We start from the raw sequence: 18,763 nt of genomic DNA on the forward strand, positions 1-18,763 counted from the left end.
TGCCGATGCCTAGCAGCATTCTCGTCATCGAAGATGAGCCCGCCATTTCCGAGCTGATTTCGGTGAACCTGCAACACGCAGGCCACTGCCCGATCCGCGCCTACAACGCGGAACAGGCGCAGAACCTGATCAGCGACGTGCTGCCCGATCTCATCCTGCTCGACTGGATGTTGCCGGGCAAGTCGGGTGTGAACTTCGCGCGCGATCTGCGCAACAACGAACGCACGAAGCACATTCCGATCATCATGCTGACCGCGCGCGGCGACGAGCAGGACAAGGTGCTCGGCCTCGAAATCGGCGCTGACGACTATGTGACGAAGCCGTTTTCGCCCAAGGAGCTGATGGCGCGCATCAAGGCGGTGCTGCGCCGCCGCGCGCCGCAGCTCACGGAAGACGTGGTGGCGATCAACGGCCTGAAGCTCGATCCCGCCACGCACCGCGTGGCGGCCGCCGCCGAAGGTTCGGAAATCAAGCTCGACCTCGGCCCGACCGAGTTCCGCCTGCTGCACTTCTTCATGACGCATCCGGAGCGCGTGCACAGCCGCACGCAACTGCTCGACCAGGTGTGGGGCGATCACGTGTTCGTGGAAGAGCGCACGGTGGACGTGCATATCAAGCGTCTGCGCGCCGCGCTCAAGCCGGCAGGGTGCGATGCTATGATCGAAACGGTGCGCGGCAGCGGCTACCGTCTCGCCAAGAGCGCCTGAGCTGGAACCATGGCCGCGCCGCAGGGTGAGTCACCGGGCGGCGCGACTGCTTTGCCGCCGCCCGGTATTCAACCAGATGTCGCGTGCCCGCATCCGACCGTATTTATCTTCGATCGCAGGAACATGAACATCATCTGGGCGCGCTCCCTCGTATCGATCGTGTTGCTCGCGCTCATTTGCGCGGGCGTTGGCGCGATTTTCGGCGTCAAGGTCGCGCTGGGCGTCGCCGTGCTGGCGCTGCTCGCGCAAATGCTCTTTAGCACGTTTCACAAGCAGCGTCTGTGGCGCCTGCTCGACGCGCCGGTCTACGGCGAAGTGCCGAGCGCTCCCGGCATCTGGGGCGAAATCTACTACCGTCTGCACAAGCTCGCGAAGCGCTGGCATGCTCAGGTGCGCCAGGTGGAGCAGCAGCACTCGCGCTTCATCCAGGCGATCCAGGCCTCGCCCAACGGCGTCGCCATGCTCGACGACCACGACCAGATCGAGTGGTGCAACGCGATTTCGGAAGTGCATTTCGGCCTCGACGCCAGGCGCGACCTGCGCCAGCACATCACGCATCTCGTGCGTCAGCCCGACTTCGTGCGCTACCTCAATTCGCACGATTACAAGGACATGCTGATCATGCGCGGCATGGGCGCGAAGCGTCAGAACGTGATCTCGGTGCAGGTGTTTCCGTACGGCGAGAATCGCAAGCTCATCCTTTCGCAGGACATCACGGAACTCGAGCGCACCGACGCCATGCGGCGCGATTTCGTGGCCAACGTCTCGCACGAGCTGAAAACGCCGATCACGGTGCTCTCGGGTTTCCTCGAGACGATGCGCGAACTGCCGCTTGGCGAGGCCGAGCGCAACCGCTACCTCGAGCTCATGGAGCAACAGGCCTCGCGCATGCGCCACATCGTCACCGACCTGCTCGTGCTCGCCAAGCTCGAAGGCGAGGGGCGCCAGCCCGGCGACCATATGGTCGATATGCGCGCCGTGCTCGGGCACGTGCGCGAGGACGCCGAGAGCCTCTCGGGCGGGCATCACCGCATCACGGCCGATTTCGACGATGGACTGAGCGTCACCGGTTCCGAAACCGAGATCATGAGCGCGCTCGGCAATCTCGCGACCAACGCCGTGCGTTACACGCCGGACGGCGGCACCGTGCATCTGTCCTGGCGCGCGGAACAGGGCAGCGCGGTGTTTTCCGTTACCGACAGCGGCCTTGGCATTCCTGCCGCCGATATTCCGCGCCTGACTGAGCGCTTCTATCGCGTGGATCGCAGCCGCTCGCGCGACACGGGCGGCACGGGACTGGGTCTCGCGATCGTCAAGCACGTGCTGCAGCGTCACGACGCGGCGCTCGAAGTGAAGAGCGAGGAAGGGCGGGGCAGCACGTTCACGGTGCGCTTTCCGGCCGCGCGCACGACGAGACGGCAGCCGGCGCCGGTGTAACGAGGCGCCGCCCGCCGCAATCGAAAAAGAAAAGCCGCTTCGTCGAAGCGGCTTTTTTGCGCCCAGCGTGACCGCTGCGTCAAGGCGTTACGGACAGAACTTCGCCAGCAAGCTCAACTGCGCATTACGCATGGCCTTGCCCGCGCGGCGGCGGCGATAGTGGCCGTCGCTTTGCATGAGCCACGCCGATTGATTGTCGCCGAGGAAGGCGGAAAGCCCTTCGGCGATCACGCGGCGTTTGAGCCTGCGGTCGTGAATCGGGAACGCCACTTCGACGCGGCGGAACAGGTTGCGATCCATCCAGTCCGCGCTCGACAGGTAGACGTCTTCCTTGCCGCCCGCGTAGAAGTAATAGATGCGGTGGTGCTCGAGGAAGCGCCCGACGATCGAGCGCACCGTGATGTTCTCGGACAGCCCGGGCACGCCCGGCTGCAACGAGCACACGCCGCGGATGATCAGATCGATCTTCACGCCGGCCTGCGATGCTTCGTACAACTCGTCGATCACAGTCGGCTCGAGCAGCGCGTTCATCTTCGCAACGATGCGCGCCTTCTTGCCCGCGCGCGCGGCGTCGGCTTCGTTGCGGATCGCCTCGATCATCTTCGGATGCAGCGTGAACGGCGACTGCCACAGGTCGTGCAGCTGCAGCTCGCCGCCGATGCCCGTGAGCTGCTGGAAGACGTGGTGCACGTCCTCGCACATCTTCGGCTCCGAGGTCATGAGGCCGAAGTCGGTATAGAGGCGCGCGGTGCGCGGATGGTAGTTGCCCGTGCCCAGGTGCACGTAGCGGCGCAGCACCATGCGCCCGTTCACGGGCACGCGGCGCACGATCAGCATCATCTTGGCGTGGCACTTGTGGCCCACCACGCCGTACACCACGTGGGCGCCCACGGCTTCGAGCTGCGCGGCCCAGTTGATGTTGGTCTCTTCGTCGAAGCGCGCGAGCAGCTCCACCACCACCGTCACTTCCTTACCGTTGCGCGCGGCCTGCATGAGCGCGTCCATGAGCGGCGAGTCGGTGCCGGTGCGGTAGATCGTCTGCTTGATCGCGACCACGTTCGGATCGTTCGCGGCCTGCAACAGCAGTTCGAGCACGGGCTGGAAGCTCTCGTACGGATGATGCAGGAGCACGTCGCCCTGATCGATCACGTCGAACATGTTGCTGTTCGCGGCGATGCGCCGCGGAATGGCGGGCACGTGCGGCACGAACTTGAGGTCGGGGCGATCGACCATCTCGGGCAGCTGCATGAGCCGCACGAGATTCACGGGGCCGTCGACGAAATAGCAGTCCTTTTCGTTGAGGCCGCTTTCGTCGAGCAGGCGCCTCACGAGATGCGGGGGCGTTTCCGCCGACACTTCGAGCCGCACCGCATTGCCCAGGTGCCGCGCGGGCAGTTCGCCCTGCAGCGCGACGCGCAGGTTGGTGATTTCGTCTTCGTCGACGAAGAGTTCACTGTTGCGCGTAATACGGAACTGGTTGCAGCTGCGCACGACGAGGCTCGGGAACAGCTCGCCCACGAAACGCTGCAGCAGCGAGCCGAGCAGCACTAAGCCGTGCTGGAAGCCGGAAAGCTCCTGCGGCATGCGCACGAGGCGCGGCAGCGCGCGCGGCGCCTGCACGATCCCCATGACGGCCTGGCGTCCGAAGGCGTCCTTGCCTTCGAGTTCGACCACGAAGTTCAGGCTCTTGTTGAGCACGCGCGGGAACGGGTGCGCGGGATCGAGCCCGATGGGCGTGAGAACGGGCAGGAGTTCGTCGAAGAAGTATTTGCGCGCCCATGCGGTTTGCGCTTCGTTCCAGGCGTCGGTGCCGTGGAAATAGATGCCTTCCTGTTCGAGCGCGGGCAGCACGGTGTCGTGCAGCATGCGGTACTGGCGATGCACGAGACGCTGCGCGCGCTCGACCACGAGGTCGTACACGTGCTGCAGCGACATGCCGTCGGGCGAGAGCGCGCCCGGGTTGTCGCGCATCTGCTCCTGAAGCCCGGCCATGCGCACTTCGAAGAATTCGTCGAGGTTGCTGCTGGTGATGCAGATGAAGCGCAGGCGCTCCAGCAAGGGAACAACGGGATCGGACGCCTGTGCGAGCACGCGCTCATTGAATCCCAGAATGCCCAGTTCGCGATTAAGTAGGGGATAGCGGATGGACATCGGCAATGAAAACGGAATGTCGGGAATGGATTCGAACGGACGCTCGGAAATTCTCACAGTAATATGACTTTATTGTGACATTCGAAGTGTCATAAATTTTACGCCGCATTTTCACGAAATCGACAAGTCGCATTGCCACCATGCATGCTGGGTAGAAGTACCCATAGTCATGACCAATGCGAGGAGCGACATGGTGAAGTCGGCTACGCTTAAAATGACGCATTTGGACAGCGCGGCGGCGGCGCAACAAGCCCGCATGGCCGCGCGTTCGTCTCTGTATGCACGCATGGAGCCTGCCCCCTCGATGGTCACCAACCCCCAACTGCTTGCTTCCGTCGATCTCGGTTCGAACAGCTTTCGTCTGATTGTAGGCCGTGTCGAGGAAACCGGTGCCGGCAGCCAGATCTACCCGGTCGACGCGCTGCGCGAACCGGTACGCCTCGCGGCCGGCCTCTCGAAGGACAAACTGCTCGACCGCGCCTCGCAGGTGCGTGGGTGGGACGCGCTCAGGCGCTTCGGCGAACGGCTGCGCGACTTCCATCCCGACCAGGTGCGTGCGGTGGCGACCAATACGCTGCGGGTCGCCAAGAACGCACGAGAGTTCCTCACCGAAGCGGAAGCTGCGCTCGGCTTCCCGATCGAAGTGATTGCAGGGCGCGAAGAAGCGCGCCTCATCTATGCGGGCGCCGCACACTCGGTGCCGGCGAGCGCGGGCAAGCGCTTCGTGGTGGACATCGGCGGCGGCTCGACCGAGTTCATCATCGGCGCGCACTATACGCCGATCCGCATGGAAAGCCTCTATATTGGCTGCGTGAGCCATAGCCGCCAGTTCTTCCCCTCGGGCAATGTCGACGAGTACACCATGCGCCAGGCCGAACTGGCGGCCACGCGCGAAATCCAGATCATTTCCGCCGACTATCGCGAGACCGGCTGGGACCAGGCGATCGGCTCGTCGGGCACGGCGCGCGCGCTCGCGGAACTCGTCGAGGCGAACGGCTTCAACGATCCAGGCATCACGCACGGCATTTCGCGCGGTGGCCTCGAGCGCCTGAAGCGTGCGCTCATCAAGGCCGAGAACGTCAACCGGCTCAAGCTCGTCGCGCTCAAGCCCGACCGCATCCCGGTGCTGGCGGGCGGTCTCTCGATCATGATCGCGGTGTTCGATGAACTCGGCATCGACTATGTCGATACCACGGACGGCGCGCTGCGTCTGGGCGTCCTCTACGACTTGCTGGGCCGTTCGCAGCACGAGGACATGCGCACGGTCACCGTGGAGGGCTTCATGCGCCGCTACGGCGTGGATCGCGCACAGGCGGGACGCATTGGCGAGCTGGCCGTGAAGTTCTACGATCAGTTCGAGGAGCCCGACGAGGAGCGCCGCGACGAGAACCGCATGTTTCTCACGTGGGCGGCGTCGCTGCACGAAATCGGGCTTTCCATCTCGCACAGCGCGTACCACAAGCATTCGGCCTACATCGCCAGCAACGCGGACATGCCCGGCTTCTCGCGCACGGACCAGGCGCGCCTCGCCGCGCTCGTGCTCGGCCACGTGGGCAAGCTCGGCAAGCTCTCGCAAACGCGCGATGTGGAATGGCCGCTGCTGTTCTGTCTGCGCCTTGCCGCGCTGCTGACGCGCCGCCGCGCCGATGTCGGCCTGCCGCACATCAGGGTCGAGGAAGAGGGCAACGGCTACGAAGTGCTGCTGCCCAATGCCTGGGTCCAGAACAATCCGCTCACCGATTACAACCTCGTTCAGGAAGCGGCGGAATGGGGCAAGATCGGCATTCCCTATCGCGTGGTTTATACGGACGAGTGAGCGCGGCGCGTCTTGCCAATGAAAAAGCCCGGCTCGTTGAGCCGGGCTTTTTGGGGTCTGCTGACCTCGCCCGCGGAATGTGCCCACCGAAGGGGGATGAGACCTTAACGCGCGATGGCTTCGCCGAGGAAGTGGCGTGCGTAACGTTCGTTGATTTCCGAGAGGCGGAAGAGGGTGAGGAAGTCGGCAGTGTTGAAGTCCGGGTCCCAAGCGGGCGCGCCGCAGATCTTCGCGCCAAGGCGCAGGTAGCCCTTGACGAGCGGCGGCGGCACGGCGGGCGTGCCGGTGCGCAGTTCCTCGACGGGCAGCGGCGTGTGCGGGAACGCGCGGTATTCGGGCGCGGTCAGCGCGTTCGCGTCGAGCGCGCAGTACAGGTTCGCCGCGTAGTGGCCGCCGTCAGCCATGGCGACGCTCGCGCAGCCGAGCATCGTCTCGTAGCCGTTGTGCTGCATGTAACCGCCCAGACCGCCCCACAGCGACATGATGACGGAGCCGCTGCGGTAGTCGGGATGCACGCACGAGCGGCCCACCTCGACCATTTTCGGACGCAGATGCGCGAGACGCGAGACATCGAATTCGCTTTCGGCATAGAGGCGCCCGATGCGTGCCGCCTGGTGCGGCGGCAGCACGCGGTAGGTACCGACGACCTTGAGCGTGTCGAGGTCGCGCACGAGCAGGTGGTCGCAGTAGGCGTCGAAGGCGTCGACGTCGAGGCCGGCGGGGCCGCTCAGGCGTGCGCCCATCTCTTCGGCGAAAACGCGGTAGCGCAGGCGCTGGGCCTCGCGCAGTTCCTCCTCGGTGCGAGCCCAGGCCACCTGCAGGCGATGCTGCGCGGTGACCGTTTCTTCGGCACGCGGCAAGCGTCGGTTCGACTCGAACAACGTCGAGGCGAACGGCAGGGTGGGCGTCGGCAGATCTCGCATGGGGCGTCCTGGTCGGAAGTAAGAGAACTTTTCCGGCAATGTAGTAATACGCGGTTACGTTTCCATGAAAACGCGATGACGATTCGATGACGTGGTGTAAGGCAGACGGACGAGATGGCCGAAAGAGCCGGGGCGGCGGGCGCGTTTGAAGCGCGCTTGAACCGCGTTTGAACCGTTGTTGCAGGGGGCCGCGTACAGGCGGCCCGGTGAGGCAGGCTCAGGCGGTCTGGACGACTACGAGATCAGACGAGATCAGACGAGATCGGGCGTGATGGCCGCGTGCAAAACGGCCTGGTCGCTGCCGTTGCGCTCGCGGCTCGCGAGCCAGAGCACGCCGGCCTTCTTCACGGCCCAGCTACGCGAATCGGCGTCGCCCGAGAGCAGCCGCGCCGCGACTTCGCCGAGCGTGGGCTGATGGCCGACCACGACGACCGTGGACGCGAGGCCCTCGGGCCAGCCTACGGCAGTGAGCACCTGCTCGACGCTCGCAGCGGGCGCGAGTTCCCGGACGACGCGATATTGATCGGTAAGCGCCTCGGCGGTCTGGATGGTGCGTGCGGCGGGGCTGGCGAGGATCATGGCGTCGTCGGGCAGGCGCGCGCGCAGCCACCGCGCGACGTTCTGCGCCTGCTTGCGCCCGCGCGTGGTGAGCGGGCGGGCGAGGTCGGTGGCGGCAATGTCTTCGGCTTCGGCGTGGCGCCAGAGGATGAGGTGCATGGCGTCTCCTTTTTTGGCGGTATCGGGTGCGCGGGCGGCGTGTCCTGCCATGGTGCACGCCTGGCTGGTGTGCGGCAAGCACGTGATGCGGATCTCTATTCGTCGCTCGGGTCCGCTCCGATTTGACGGCGCAGCATCAGTGCCGATACAATCTCGGATTCGTCGGAGCGTAGCGCAGCCTGGTAGCGCATCTGATTTGGGATCAGAGGGTCGTAGGTTCGAATCCTATCGCTCCGACCAGCCATACCGAGGGGTTACACGCCATTGGCCTGTAGCCCCTTTTCTTTTTCTTCCGCATCGCTTGCGTTTCATCGTACGGCTTGCGTTCCATTTGAAAAGCCGCCGAGCTTATAAAATACGGATCGGCCACCATTCCCGTGGCGATCGCACCCTGGCAGCCATGTTACGTTTATCCGAAGTCAAACTCCCCCTCGACCACGCCGAAAGCGATCTCGAAGACGCGATTCGGGGACGCCTCGCGGATCTCGGCGTAGGGGCGCACGCGCTTGTGCGTTACACCGTATTCCGCCGTGCGCACGACGCACGCAAGCGCTCGGATATCAAGCTGACCTATATCGTCGACGTCGAGGTCAAGGACGAAGCGGCCGCGCTCAAGCGGATCGCCGGCAAGCCGCATTGCGGGGTGACGCCGGACATGACCTACCGCTTTGTCGCGAAGGCGCCCGAGCACTCGACGCGTCTGCGTCCGGTGGTGATCGGCATGGGGCCGTGCGGCCTGTTCGCGGGACTGATTCTCGCGCAGATGGGTTTTCGTCCGATCATCCTCGAACGCGGCAAGGCCGTGCGCGAGCGCACCAAGGACACCTTCGGGCTGTGGCGCAAGTCCGTGCTCAACCCCGAATCCAACGTGCAGTTCGGCGAAGGCGGGGCTGGGACGTTTTCCGACGGCAAGCTATACAGCCAGATCAAGGATCCGCACCACTACGGCCGCAAGGTGCTCGAGGAGTTCGTCAAGGCAGGCGCGCCGGAAGACATCCTGTATCTGAGCCGCCCGCACATCGGCACGTTCCGGCTCGTCAGCATGGTGGAAAAGATGCGCGCCACCATCCACGAGCTGGGCGGTGAAGTGCGCTTCGAAACCCGTGTCGAAGACATTGAAATCGAACAGGGCAAGGTGCGCGCGCTCAAGCTTTCGAACGGCGAGACGCTGCCGTGCGACCACGTCGTGCTGGCTGTCGGCCATAGCGCCCGCGACACGTTCCAGATGCTGCACGACCGCGGCGTGTTCATGGAAGCCAAGCCGTTTTCGCTGGGTTTTCGCATCGAGCATCCGCAGGGAGTGATCGATCGCAGCCGCTTCGGCAAGTTTGCGGGCCACAAGCAACTCGGCGCGGCCGACTACAAGGTGGTGCATCATGCCAGCAATGGACGCGCGGTCTATAGCTTCTGCATGTGCCCGGGCGGTACGGTGGTCGCGGCGACCTCCGAGCCCGGCCGCGTGGTCACCAACGGGATGAGCCAGTATTCGCGGGCCGAGCGCAACGCGAATGCGGGCATCGTCGTCGGCATCACGCCGGAGGACTATCCGGGCGGACCGCTCGCGGGCATCGCGTTCCAGCGCAAGTGGGAAGAGCGGGCGTTCGAACTCGGCGGCGGCAATTATCAGGCGCCCGGTCAACTGGTCGGCGACTTTATCGCCGGCCGACCGTCGACGTCGCTCGGCTCCGTGGTGCCGTCTTACAAGCCGGGTGTGCACCCGACCGATCTCGGCACCGCGCTGCCCGACTACGTGATCGAAGCGATCCGTGAAGCCCTTCCCCAGATCGACAGGAAGATCGCAGGCTTCGCGATGCACGATGCCGTGCTCACTGGCGTGGAGACGCGTACGTCGTCACCGCTGCGGATTCGTCGCAAGGACGATTACCAGAGCGTGAACGTCGAAGGTCTGTATCCCGCCGGCGAAGGCGCCGGGTATGCCGGCGGCATCTATTCGGCGGCCATCGACGGCATCGAAGTGGCGCAAGCCGTGGCGCTCAGTCTGACGTCGGCGCATGTGTCCTCGCGTGCATCCTCGCGTGCATCCCGATAGTAGCCCGCTGCGCGCCGTTTTTATCGCATGACACCCGCAGCAGGCCGGCGGTGAGCTTCAAGCGGCGTTTGCCCCGGACGTCAGCATGACGTCTGGCGGCCGATCCATTGCGCAAGAGCATGGATCCGCATTTTGCAGTGGATCGCAAAGTGCCCTTCCCCAATTTCCGCCTCCTCCAATCTCTCAAAATACTGTATAAATATACAGGTGGAGGCGCGCCGCCTCCTTCCTGCCGATGCCCCATTTCTTGCCGGGCAGGGTGAAGCGTTCCCATCAACCAGGCCACGAACCATGGCAGCAGCAGCCCAGATCACTGCGCAGACCACCGCGCAACTTGCCGCGCATTTGCCCCCCCGGCTGCAAAGCCGTGTGTGGCAAGGCGATCAGCTCGCGCGCGCCAGCGAGCGCACGGTGCCGAGCGGCCACGCTACGCTCGACGCCCAGCTCCCCGGCGCCGGCTGGCCCTCCGGCAGCCTGACCGAACTGCTCGTCGAGCGGGGCGGCGTGGGCGAGATGCGGCTCGTCGCGCCAGCCCTGCGCGCGCTCACCGCGCAGGCGGGCCGGCACGTGCTGCTCGTCGCGCCGCCGTGGCGCCCGTACGCCTGCGCGCTCAAGGCATGGGGGGTCGCGCTCGAGCGTGTGATCTGGGTGCGCGCGGCCGAAGACGAAGCCGCCTGGGTGGCCGAGCAGGCGCTCAAGCAGGAAGGCATGGGCGCCGTGCTGCTCTGGCAGACGAAGGCGCGCGCCGACGCCGTGCGCCGTCTGCAGGTCGCCGCGCAGGATTCGCAGGCGCTCGCGTTTCTCGTGCGGCCGCTCGCCGCGCGCAACCAGTCGTCGCCGGCGCCGCTGCGCATGACCTGCTCGCCGGTGCCGCCGCCCGACGACGCGAACCTGAACCGCCGGCAATGGATGCAGCTCGCCGCGCTCTGCGTCGATATCTTCAAGCGCCGCGGGCCGCCGCCCGCCCAGCCACTCGTCATTACATTGCCGCTGCAGGACGCGGTGCTGCCCCAGCCGGACGCAGCCTCCGTCGTCATGCCGTGGCCCGGGGTCAATCATGCTGTGGATCGCCGTCACCTTGCCGTTGTTGCCGCTGGAGGCCGTCAGACCTCTGATGCTGCCGGCGCCGTCAACGCCGCGCCTGCCTGAAAGCGCCGATACCGATACCGATGCCGCCAGCGCGCCGCGCTGCTACGCGCTCGCCGACCACACGCGCATCCTGATCGCCGATCTCGACGCGCTGCGCCTGGGCGTCGAGCCCGGCAACACGCGCTCGCATGCGCTGGCGCTCGCGCCGGGGCTCGTGCTGCTCGAAGCCGATCCGGCGCGCGAGACCCGCGCGTTCGAGGCGCTTGCTCTCGCGTTGCTCGCCTATACGCCCAAGGTGTCGTTCGCGCAGTCGCATACGCTGTTGCTCGAAGTCGGCTCGGGCTTGCGTCTTTTCGGCGGCGTGCGTGCGCTGCTCGCAAAGGTGGCGGCGACGGTGGCCGGCTGCGGGCACCTCGCGCGCATCGCGTGCGCGCCCACGGCGTGGGGCGCGTGGACGCTCGCGCAGGCGCGCGTCACGCGTTCGTCGCGCCGCTGGCGCGTGCTCAAGGAAACGACGCTCGCGCGCATGCTTGATTCACTGCCGGTCACGCTCGCGCCGTTCGCCGCGCAGCACGACCACGCGCTCACGCAGATCGGCTGCGCGACGCTCGGCGATCTGCGGCGGCTGCCGCGCGACGGCATCGTGCGGCGCTTCGGCGACGGCGTGCTCGGCTGGCTCGCGCAGGCGCGCGGCGAAGCGCCCGATCCGCGCGTCTGGTTTGCCGCGCCGCCGTCGTTTCACGCGTCGCTCGAATTGCAGGCGCGCGTGGAGAGCGCCGAGGCGCTGCTCTTTGCCGCGCGCCGGCTCGTGATGCAGCTGGCCGGCTGGCTGGCTGCGCAGCATGCGGCGTTGAGCGGCTTCGAGCTGCGTCTGGAGCACGAGCTGGCTTCGCGTCACGCGCCACGCACGTCTAGTCTGGCGATCGCCTGGGCGTCGCCTTCGCGTGACGCCGAGCATCTGCTGTGGCTGCTGCGCGAGCGCCTGAATCAGACCGAACTCGCCGCGCCCGTGATCGGCCTTGCGCTCGTCGCCTCGCAGGTGAGCGAATACGCGGCGCCCAGCGACACGCTCTTTCCGATGGCCGAGGCCGCCGAGGCCTCGCTCGGGCAGCTCTTCGAACGCATCGGCGCGCGGCTTGGCGAGCAGAACGTGCTGCAGCTTTTCGTCGAGGACGATCACCGGCCCGAACTGGCGATGTCGGCGCGGCCTTACCGCGAGAGCGGCGCAAAGCGTGCGCGCAAGCCGCGCAAGGCCGGCAAGCCGCAGCAGGAAGCCGGCGCGAGCGCGCCCGTGCAAAGCGCCTTCGACCTGCCCGAGGTGCCGCTGCCAACCCAGCCGCGTCCGGCGTGGCTGCTCGAAAAGCCGCTCAAGCTCGCGACGCGCGGCGATCGGCCCGTTTATCGACGGCCGCTGAAGACGCTCACGCGCACCGAGCGCATCGAGTCCGGCTGGTGGGACGGCGAGGGCGTCGGGCGCGACTACTACGTCGCCGCCGACGATCAGGGCCGCATGTTCTGGCTGTATCGCGAGCGCATTGGCGGGCAGTGGTATCTGCAAGGGCTTTTCGGCTAGCGCTTATTCGTCGTTCTTTCGGATTTCAGGAATCATGTCGATCAGCGGGACCGGCGCATCGTCGCCCCCACAGTTGCCGGCGCAGTTGGCCGCACAGCTGCCTGACTACGCCGAACTGCACTGCCTGACCAATTTCACCTTCCTGCGCGGCGCGTCGCGCCCGGGCGAGATGGTCGAGCAGGCGATCGGCCACGGCTACCGTGCGCTTGCGATCACCGACGAATGCTCGTTCGCGGGCGTCGTACGCGCCTGGAGCGCGCTCAACGAATACGACGAGGCGCGCAAAAAAGCGTATGACGAAGCCGTGCGCGCGGCCCGCGAACGCGGCGCCCCTGCCGGCGCCGCGGCTTTGGGCCCGTTCGAGCCGTCGCTGCATCTGCTGATCGGCAGCGAGCTGAATCTCGTCGACGAACATGGCGCACCGTTCTGCACGATCGTTGCGCTCGCAATGACCCGCGAAGGCTACGGCAATCTTTGCGAGCTGATCACGCTGGCGCGCTCGCGGGCGGCAAAGGGCAGCTATCGCGTGCATCCCGCCGATTTCACCGAACCCGAGACGGATTTCGAACATCTGAAGCACTTGCGCGAGTGCGTGCTGCTGCTCGTGCCTCAGCGCACGGCCACGCTCGCGCAAACGCTGCGCGCCGCGCACTGGCTCGCGGGCTTCGCGGCCGAGCGCGCCTGGCTCGCGCTCGAACTCTGGCAAACCGGCGGCGACGACACGCAGATCGAAGCGCTACGCCACGTCTCGCAGGAGAGCGGCCTGCCGCTCGTCGCGGCGGGCGGCGTGCTGATGCACGCGCGTTCGCGCAAGCCGTTGCAGGACACGTTGAGCGCGATTCGCATCGGCAAGCCGCTCGCGTCGTGCGGGCGCGCGCTGGAGGCGAATGCGGAGCGGCATCTGCGCTCGCGTGTGCGGCTCGGCGCGATTTATCCGCGCGAGGCGCTCGACGCGACGCTCGACGTCGCGCGCCGCTGCACGTTTTCGCTCGGCGAGCTGGCCTACGAATATCCCGAGGAACTGGTGCCGCCCGGCGAGACGCCCCAGTCGTGGCTGCGCAAGCTCGTGATGAAGGGCGTGCTGGAGCGCTGGCCCGACGGCCTGAACGACAAGCGCCGCGAGCAGATCGAACAGGAACTCAAACTCATCGACGAGCTGAAATACGAGAAGTACTTCCTCACGGTGCACGACATCGTCCGCTTCGCGCGCGAGCGCAAGATCCTGTGCCAGGGGCGCGGCTCGGCGGCGAACTCGGTGGTCTGCTATTGCCTGAAGATCACGGAGATCGATCCCGTGCGCATGAACATGCTCGTGGCGCGTTTTCTCTCCCGCGCGCGCAACGAGCCGCCCGACATCGACGTCGACTTCGAGCATCAGCGTCGCGAAGAAGTCATTCAGTACATCTACCGCAAGTACGGCACGCGCCGCGCCGCGCTGGCCGCGACGCTCATCACCTATCGCTCGCGCAGCGCGTTGCGCGATGTCGGCAAGGCGCTCGGCCTCGACAGTGCGCTCGTCGAAAAGCTCTCGGGCGCGCATCAGTGGTGGGACGGTCCCGATTCGATCGCGCGCCATCTGGAGGAGGCGGGCTTTTCGCCCGACTCGCACGTTACGCAGCAGCTCATCCGTCTCACGCGCGAGCTGCGCGGTTTTCCGCGTCATCTCTCGCAGCACGTGGGCGGTTTCGTGATCGCGCGCGACAAGCTCTCGCGGCTCGTGCCGATCGAAAACGCAGCGATGCAGGACCGCTACGTGATCGAGTGGGACAAGGACGATATCGACGCGCTGCGGCTGTTGAAAGTGGACGTGCTCGCGCTCGGCATGCTCTCGGCGATCCGCCGCTCGCTCGAATTCGTCGCGCAAAGGCGCGGGCTGCCCGAGATGCGCGTGCAGGACATTCCGCTCGAGGACCCGGCGGTGTATCGCATGTGCGCGAGAGCCGATACGGTCGGCGTGTTCCAGATCGAGTCGCGCGCGCAGCAGAGCATGTTGCCGCGTTTGCGGCCGCGCACGTACTACGATCTCGTGATCCAGGTGGCGATCGTGCGGCCGGGGCCGATCCAGGGCGACATGGTGCATCCGTACCTCAAGCGCCGGCACGGCGACGAGGCGGTGGAGTATGCGAAGGAAGAATTGCGCCCAGTGCTCGAACGCACACTCGGCGTGCCGATCTTTCAGGAGCAGGTGATGCATCTCGCGATGGTCGCCGCGGACTACACCGGCGAGGAAGCCGACAAGCTGCGCCGCGCGATGGCCGCATGGCGGCGCGATGGAGATCTGCGGCCGTATCAGGCCGATCTCACGAAGCGCATGCTCAAGAAGGACTACTCGCTGGAATTCGCCGAGCGCATCTGCAAGCAGATCGAGGGTTTCGGCGACTACGGCTTTCCGGAAAGCCATGCGGCGAGTTTCGCGCTGCTCGTCTACACGAGTTCGTGGCTCAAGCGTTACGAGCCTGCCGCATTTCTCGCAGGACTGCTGAATAGTCAGCCGCTCGGTTTCTATTCGCCTTCCCAGCTCGTGCAGGACGCGAAGCGTCACGGCGTGCAGGTGCGCGCGCCCGATATCGCGTTGAGCGACTGGGCGTCGGTGCTGGAGCGGCGCGGCGCACCCGGCGAGCGGCTCGATGACGAGGCGGTTCGCGCGCGCAACGCCGAGGGGCTGCGTTATCGCGCGCTGCTGCGCGCGGCCGCGTTGACGCGCAGGGGCACGCTCAAGCGCTGCGGCCGGCGGCACAGGTTCATGGACGGCACGAAGCGCGTCGTGCGCTCGCGCATTGCGCTTGCGCCGCAGCGCTATGGACGCGGCGGGCCGGCTGTGCGTCTCGGCTTCAGTCTCATCAAGGGATTTTCCGAAGACGCCGCGCGGCGTGTGATCGAGGCGCGCGAGCGCGCGCCGTTCACCGACGTCGACGATCTCGCGCGCCGCGCGGCGCTCACGCGGCGCGAACTGGAGGCGCTGGCGGCGTCGAACGCGCTCGCGAGCCTCGCGGGCCACCGGCGCGAGGCGTGGTGGGCCGTGACCGCGCAGCACGCGGTGCCTGCGCTTTTGCGTGATGCGCCCGTTGCCGAGGCGCCGCTTGCGTTGCCGCGCGCTTCCGAAGGCGCGGAAATCGTCGCCGATTACGCGAGCCTGCGGCTCACGCTCAATCGCCATCCGCTCGAACTGCTGCGCCACGGCCTCGCGAAGCAGCGCTTTCGCACGGCGGAGCAACTGGCGCATTGCCGGCACGGCATGCTCGCGCGCGTGTGCGGGATCGTGACGGTGCGGCAGCGGCCCGGTACGGCGAACGGCACGATCTTCGTCTCGCTCGAGGACGAGACCGGCAGCGTCAACGTGATCGTGCACGCGTCGCTCGTCGAATCGCAGCGCAAGGAGCTGCTAGGGTCTTCGCTGCTGGCGGTGGCGGGCGTGGTGCAGCGCGAGGGCGAGGTCGTGCACCTCGTGGCGCACCGGCTGGAGGACCACAGCCGGCTGCTCGGGCGGCTCGCGACAGAGAGCCGCAATTTTCACTGAATGTTCGCCGGAGAGCGGCCGGCTCGCCGCTATGCGCTGCGCTGCGCGCCGTCTCGCATGAAAGCGTCGAGCACGGCGCGAATCGCCACGTCGAACGGCGTGCGGCGGCCCATCCTCAGCGTTTCGAGGCGGCTCGAATCGAGATGACAGTCGCGCGGGCGCGGCGTGGCGTCGGTCGGCGTCGGCTGTGCGAGCAGATGCGCCTCTACGCCCAGTGCCTGTGCGATCCGCTGGGCGATGTCGTACTTCGTCATCGGCTCGTCGCCTGACCACTGCGCGACCCCGCAAACGGGCTCGCCGTCTGCGCAGCGCAGCAACAGTTCGCGGATCACGAATGCCACGTCGAGCGTGAAAGTAGGGTAGCGCGTGGCCCACGCGTCCATCGGCGCGGCCTGCGCCCCGGGCTCTCCCGAAGCGATGATCGCTGGCACGAGGCTCGTCACCGCGGATTCGTGCCAGCCGACGATCGGCCCATACAGCAAGGGCAGGCGCAGCACGAGGGCGTTGTCGCTGGTTTCGAGCAGCGCCCGCTCGCCTTCGAGCTTGCTGTGGCCGTAAGCGTTGAGCGGATTCGGCGTGTCGCCGATGCGGTAGGGCGGCTGCGTGCCGTCGAAGACGTAATCGGTGGAAATCGAGAGCACCCATGCGCCGCGCTGCCGCGCCGCCGCGGCGACGCGGCGCACCGCATCGACGTTGAGTGCGCGCGCCGCCGCCGGGTCGTGTTCGCACACGTCGGGGCGGCGCTCGGCGGCGGCCAGCACGATCGCGTCGGGCGCCTCGCGCTCGACGAAGGCGTTCACGGCTTGCGTGTCGCGCACATCGAGCACGGCCTGCTGCGGGCTGCCGTGGCGGAACGCGGTCGGCACGACCTGCCATGGGGTTTCTGCTGCGAGTTCACGCACCACGGCGCGCCCGAGCAGGCCCGACGCGCCGATTACGGCAACCTTGAACATGGCGCGGCCTGTCAGACGCTGGCCGTGCCGACCACGGTGTAGCCGGCTTCGTCGATCGCCGACTTCAGGACTTCGGCGCTCTGGCTCGATTCGACCTTCACGCGGCCGGCGGCCAGATCGATCTCGACCTGGGCCTGCGCGTCGTGTTCGTGGATCGCGCGCGTGACGGCGCCTACGCAGTGCTGGCAGCTCATGCCTTCGACGTTGAACTGAATCATCGTGTGTTCCTTTTTTCAGAGATTGAGGCTTGTGACTACTCGATATGAGGCCGCCGGCGGATTATGCCAGCGGGGACTCGTTGTCGCGCTGGACCTTCCCATAATGGGAAGGTGTACCATCGAACGACTGATCAAACGATCGACCAGACAGCGGGAGAACGGCGTGAACATTGGTGAAGCGGCACGTGAATCGGGCGTGACGGCAAAAATGATTCGGTACTACGAAAGCGTCGGGCTGCTGGCGCCCAAAGGGCGCACGGAGTCCGGCTACCGTGTTTATGGCGCCCAGGAGGTGCATTCGCTGCGCTTCATCCGTCAGGCGCGCCGGCTTGGCTTTCTGGTGGACGACATCCGGCGCCTGCTGGCGCTCTGGCACGACCGCTCCCGCGCGAGCGCCGAGGTCAAGTCGATCGCGCTCGAGCATGTCGCCGAACTCGACCAGCGCATCGCCGAACTGTCCCGGATGCGCGACACGCTCGCCCACCTGGCCTCGCACTGCCAGGGCAACGACCGGCCCGACTGCCCGATCATCGAGCGGCTTGCCGAGGCCGCCACGGCAGACTGCCACGAACCCGGTCACGCGCACTGAACGCAGGTGCAACCGCGGCGGGCAAATTGACGCAACCGCATTGGGTATCTGCATCATATCGGTGCAAATTGGCATGCTCGTCGCCGAGTGCCTGCCAAGTCGCTGGAAAATGTGTCGATAAAACATGATGTTGCCGATTCGTGTTCCGAGATCATTCCAGAATGGAATGCACAGTATTCGGGCAATTCACTAGCAAAGTTCGGTGCAATCGCTACAATACGGGTTATCCCTGATGAGGGTTATCCCTGATGCGAATCCACCGGGGATCGCCGAACCGAATCCTTGGAGCACACCATCATGTTTGCATTCCTTCTTGAAAAGCTGAGCAACTGGTTTGAAACTGCTGAACGTCGCCGCCGCGAAGCGTATCTCGCATCGTCGGCCGATATCGTGCAACTCGAGCAGCGCCTTCGTTCGATCGAAACGAACGGCTACAACTCGCTCTAAGCCAGTTTCAGCCGGGTTCAGTCCGGTTGGAGCAGCACGACTCAAGCCCCGCATTGGCGGGGCTTTGTCATTTCTGCACCGCCGATGGAACCGAGTCTGAGCCTTCCCACCGGGGTAAGGTAAAGTCTTTTTTGCGACAAGCCGTCATAGCAATGGTGTCGTTTTCTCTCCGGGGGCCGTTCATGGTGCAAGACCGCATTTCCCACCGCACGTCCGTGTTGCCTCGCCGCGCGTTGCGTCGCTCTTCTCTTGCGCGTGCGGGCCTGATCGTCGTCGTCATGGCCTGCGCCAGCGCCGGCGTGCATGCCGGGCAGCCGCTCATTCTGGATACGCAAAGAGGGATCAGCGACGGCCAATCGGGGATGGTGCTGCAAAACGCGCCGCTCTCGCACGAACCCATGGTTCAGGCGGCGCAACCGGCGGGTCTCGCGCCGGATTCGTCGCAGCCTTACGTCGTCGCACCCTACGTGGAAGTACGGCCGGGCGGTGGGCGGCCGACACCGCCGCCGCGCCCCCCCCATCGCCCGACGCCGCCGCTTCCCCAGCCGCTGCCGTCCGGGCAGTGACGCCGCTCTT

15 protein-coding genes and 1 tRNA gene are annotated in these 18,763 nt (G+C 66.1%); 11 read left to right on the forward strand and 5 right to left on the reverse strand.

What is annotated here, in order from left to right; all coding sequences use genetic code 11:
- The first annotated feature begins 5 nt into the window (after positions 1-5).
- Both phoB and phoR read left to right on the forward strand, forming a co-directional pair.
- The gene (phoB, locus tag BHE01S_RS05250; RefSeq protein ID WP_042261377.1) at positions 6-707 is read left to right on the forward strand and encodes a phosphate regulon transcriptional regulator PhoB; all 702 of its coding nucleotides are present in this window, start codon (positions 6-8) and stop codon (positions 705-707) included.
- 123 nt (positions 708-830) lie between these two features.
- Entirely contained in the window at positions 831-2,144 is a 1,314-nt protein-coding gene (phoR, locus tag BHE01S_RS05255) for a phosphate regulon sensor histidine kinase PhoR (protein ID WP_042261379.1), read from the forward strand.
- A gap of 87 nt (positions 2,145-2,231) precedes the next feature.
- Here phoR and ppk1 read toward each other — a convergent pair whose 3' ends face one another.
- Entirely contained in the window at positions 2,232-4,295 is a 2,064-nt protein-coding gene (gene ppk1 / locus BHE01S_RS05260) for a polyphosphate kinase 1 (protein ID WP_042261489.1), read from the reverse strand.
- 214 nt (positions 4,296-4,509) lie between these two features.
- Here ppk1 and ppx point away from each other — a divergent pair, with 214 nt between their 5' ends.
- Complete coding sequence (ppx, locus tag BHE01S_RS05265; RefSeq protein ID WP_042261381.1) at positions 4,510-6,111, forward strand: exopolyphosphatase; 1,602 nt, start codon at positions 4,510-4,512, stop codon at positions 6,109-6,111.
- Between the two features lie 104 nt (positions 6,112-6,215).
- On the opposite strand, the gene BHE01S_RS05270 is transcribed toward ppx, so the two are convergent.
- On the reverse strand, positions 6,216-7,034 hold the full coding sequence (locus BHE01S_RS05270; RefSeq protein ID WP_042261382.1) for a GNAT family N-acetyltransferase: 819 nt from the start codon (positions 7,032-7,034) through the stop codon (positions 6,216-6,218).
- A gap of 252 nt (positions 7,035-7,286) precedes the next feature.
- A complete protein-coding gene (gene sixA, locus BHE01S_RS05275) occupies positions 7,287-7,751 on the reverse strand; it encodes a phosphohistidine phosphatase SixA (protein WP_042261492.1) in 465 nt (154 codons plus the stop codon).
- Between the two features lie 163 nt (positions 7,752-7,914).
- Between sixA and BHE01S_RS05280 the strand changes: the two genes are divergently transcribed.
- The 5 genes from BHE01S_RS05280 to BHE01S_RS05300 all read left to right on the forward strand — a co-directional run bounded on the left by BHE01S_RS05280 (position 7,915) and on the right by BHE01S_RS05300 (position 15,980).
- A tRNA-Pro gene (locus BHE01S_RS05280) sits at positions 7,915-7,991 on the forward strand.
- A gap of 160 nt (positions 7,992-8,151) precedes the next feature.
- Positions 8,152-9,801 carry an NAD(P)/FAD-dependent oxidoreductase gene (locus BHE01S_RS05285; RefSeq protein WP_042261385.1) on the forward strand — a complete coding sequence of 550 codons (1,650 nt, stop codon included), beginning with the start codon at positions 8,152-8,154 and terminating at the stop codon, positions 9,799-9,801.
- A gap of 291 nt (positions 9,802-10,092) precedes the next feature.
- Entirely contained in the window at positions 10,093-10,950 is an 858-nt protein-coding gene (imuA, locus tag BHE01S_RS05290; protein ID WP_052405718.1) for a translesion DNA synthesis-associated protein ImuA, read from the forward strand.
- Complete coding sequence (locus BHE01S_RS05295) at positions 10,859-12,463, forward strand: Y-family DNA polymerase (RefSeq protein WP_042261387.1); 1,605 nt, start codon at positions 10,859-10,861, stop codon at positions 12,461-12,463. Before imuA ends, BHE01S_RS05295 begins: the two co-directional genes overlap by 92 nt.
- Before the next feature lie 34 nt (positions 12,464-12,497).
- Positions 12,498-15,980: an error-prone DNA polymerase gene (locus tag BHE01S_RS05300; RefSeq protein ID WP_042261389.1), complete on the forward strand. Its 3,483-nt coding sequence runs from the start codon at positions 12,498-12,500 to the stop codon at positions 15,978-15,980.
- 29 nt (positions 15,981-16,009) lie between these two features.
- Here BHE01S_RS05300 and BHE01S_RS05305 read toward each other — a convergent pair whose 3' ends face one another.
- Both BHE01S_RS05305 and BHE01S_RS05310 read right to left on the reverse strand, forming a co-directional pair.
- Entirely contained in the window at positions 16,010-16,933 is a 924-nt protein-coding gene (locus BHE01S_RS05305; protein WP_042261391.1) for a dTDP-4-dehydrorhamnose reductase family protein, read from the reverse strand.
- Between the two features lie 11 nt (positions 16,934-16,944).
- Complete coding sequence (locus BHE01S_RS05310; protein ID WP_042261392.1) at positions 16,945-17,151, reverse strand: heavy-metal-associated domain-containing protein; 207 nt, start codon at positions 17,149-17,151, stop codon at positions 16,945-16,947.
- A gap of 163 nt (positions 17,152-17,314) precedes the next feature.
- On the opposite strand from BHE01S_RS05310, the gene cueR reads away from it, so the two are divergent.
- The 3 genes from cueR (at position 17,315) to BHE01S_RS37605 (ending at position 18,753) form a co-directional block, all read left to right on the forward strand.
- Positions 17,315-17,740, forward strand: a complete 426-nt coding sequence (gene cueR, locus BHE01S_RS05315) for a Cu(I)-responsive transcriptional regulator (RefSeq protein WP_042261393.1) — start codon at positions 17,315-17,317, stop codon at positions 17,738-17,740.
- A gap of 297 nt (positions 17,741-18,037) precedes the next feature.
- Positions 18,038-18,187 (forward strand): DUF3563 family protein, encoded by a 150-nt coding sequence (locus tag BHE01S_RS36490; protein ID WP_083245111.1) that lies wholly within the window; start codon positions 18,038-18,040, stop codon positions 18,185-18,187.
- A 182-nt stretch (positions 18,188-18,369) separates the two neighbouring features.
- The gene (locus tag BHE01S_RS37605) at positions 18,370-18,753 is read left to right on the forward strand and encodes a hypothetical protein (protein ID WP_042261496.1); all 384 of its coding nucleotides are present in this window, start codon (positions 18,370-18,372) and stop codon (positions 18,751-18,753) included.
- Positions 18,754-18,763 lie beyond the last annotated feature (10 nt).

Origin of the sequence: Paraburkholderia heleia NBRC 101817 (genome assembly GCF_000739775.1) — a bacterium.
Lineage (GTDB): Bacteria > Pseudomonadota > Gammaproteobacteria > Burkholderiales > Burkholderiaceae > Paraburkholderia > Paraburkholderia heleia.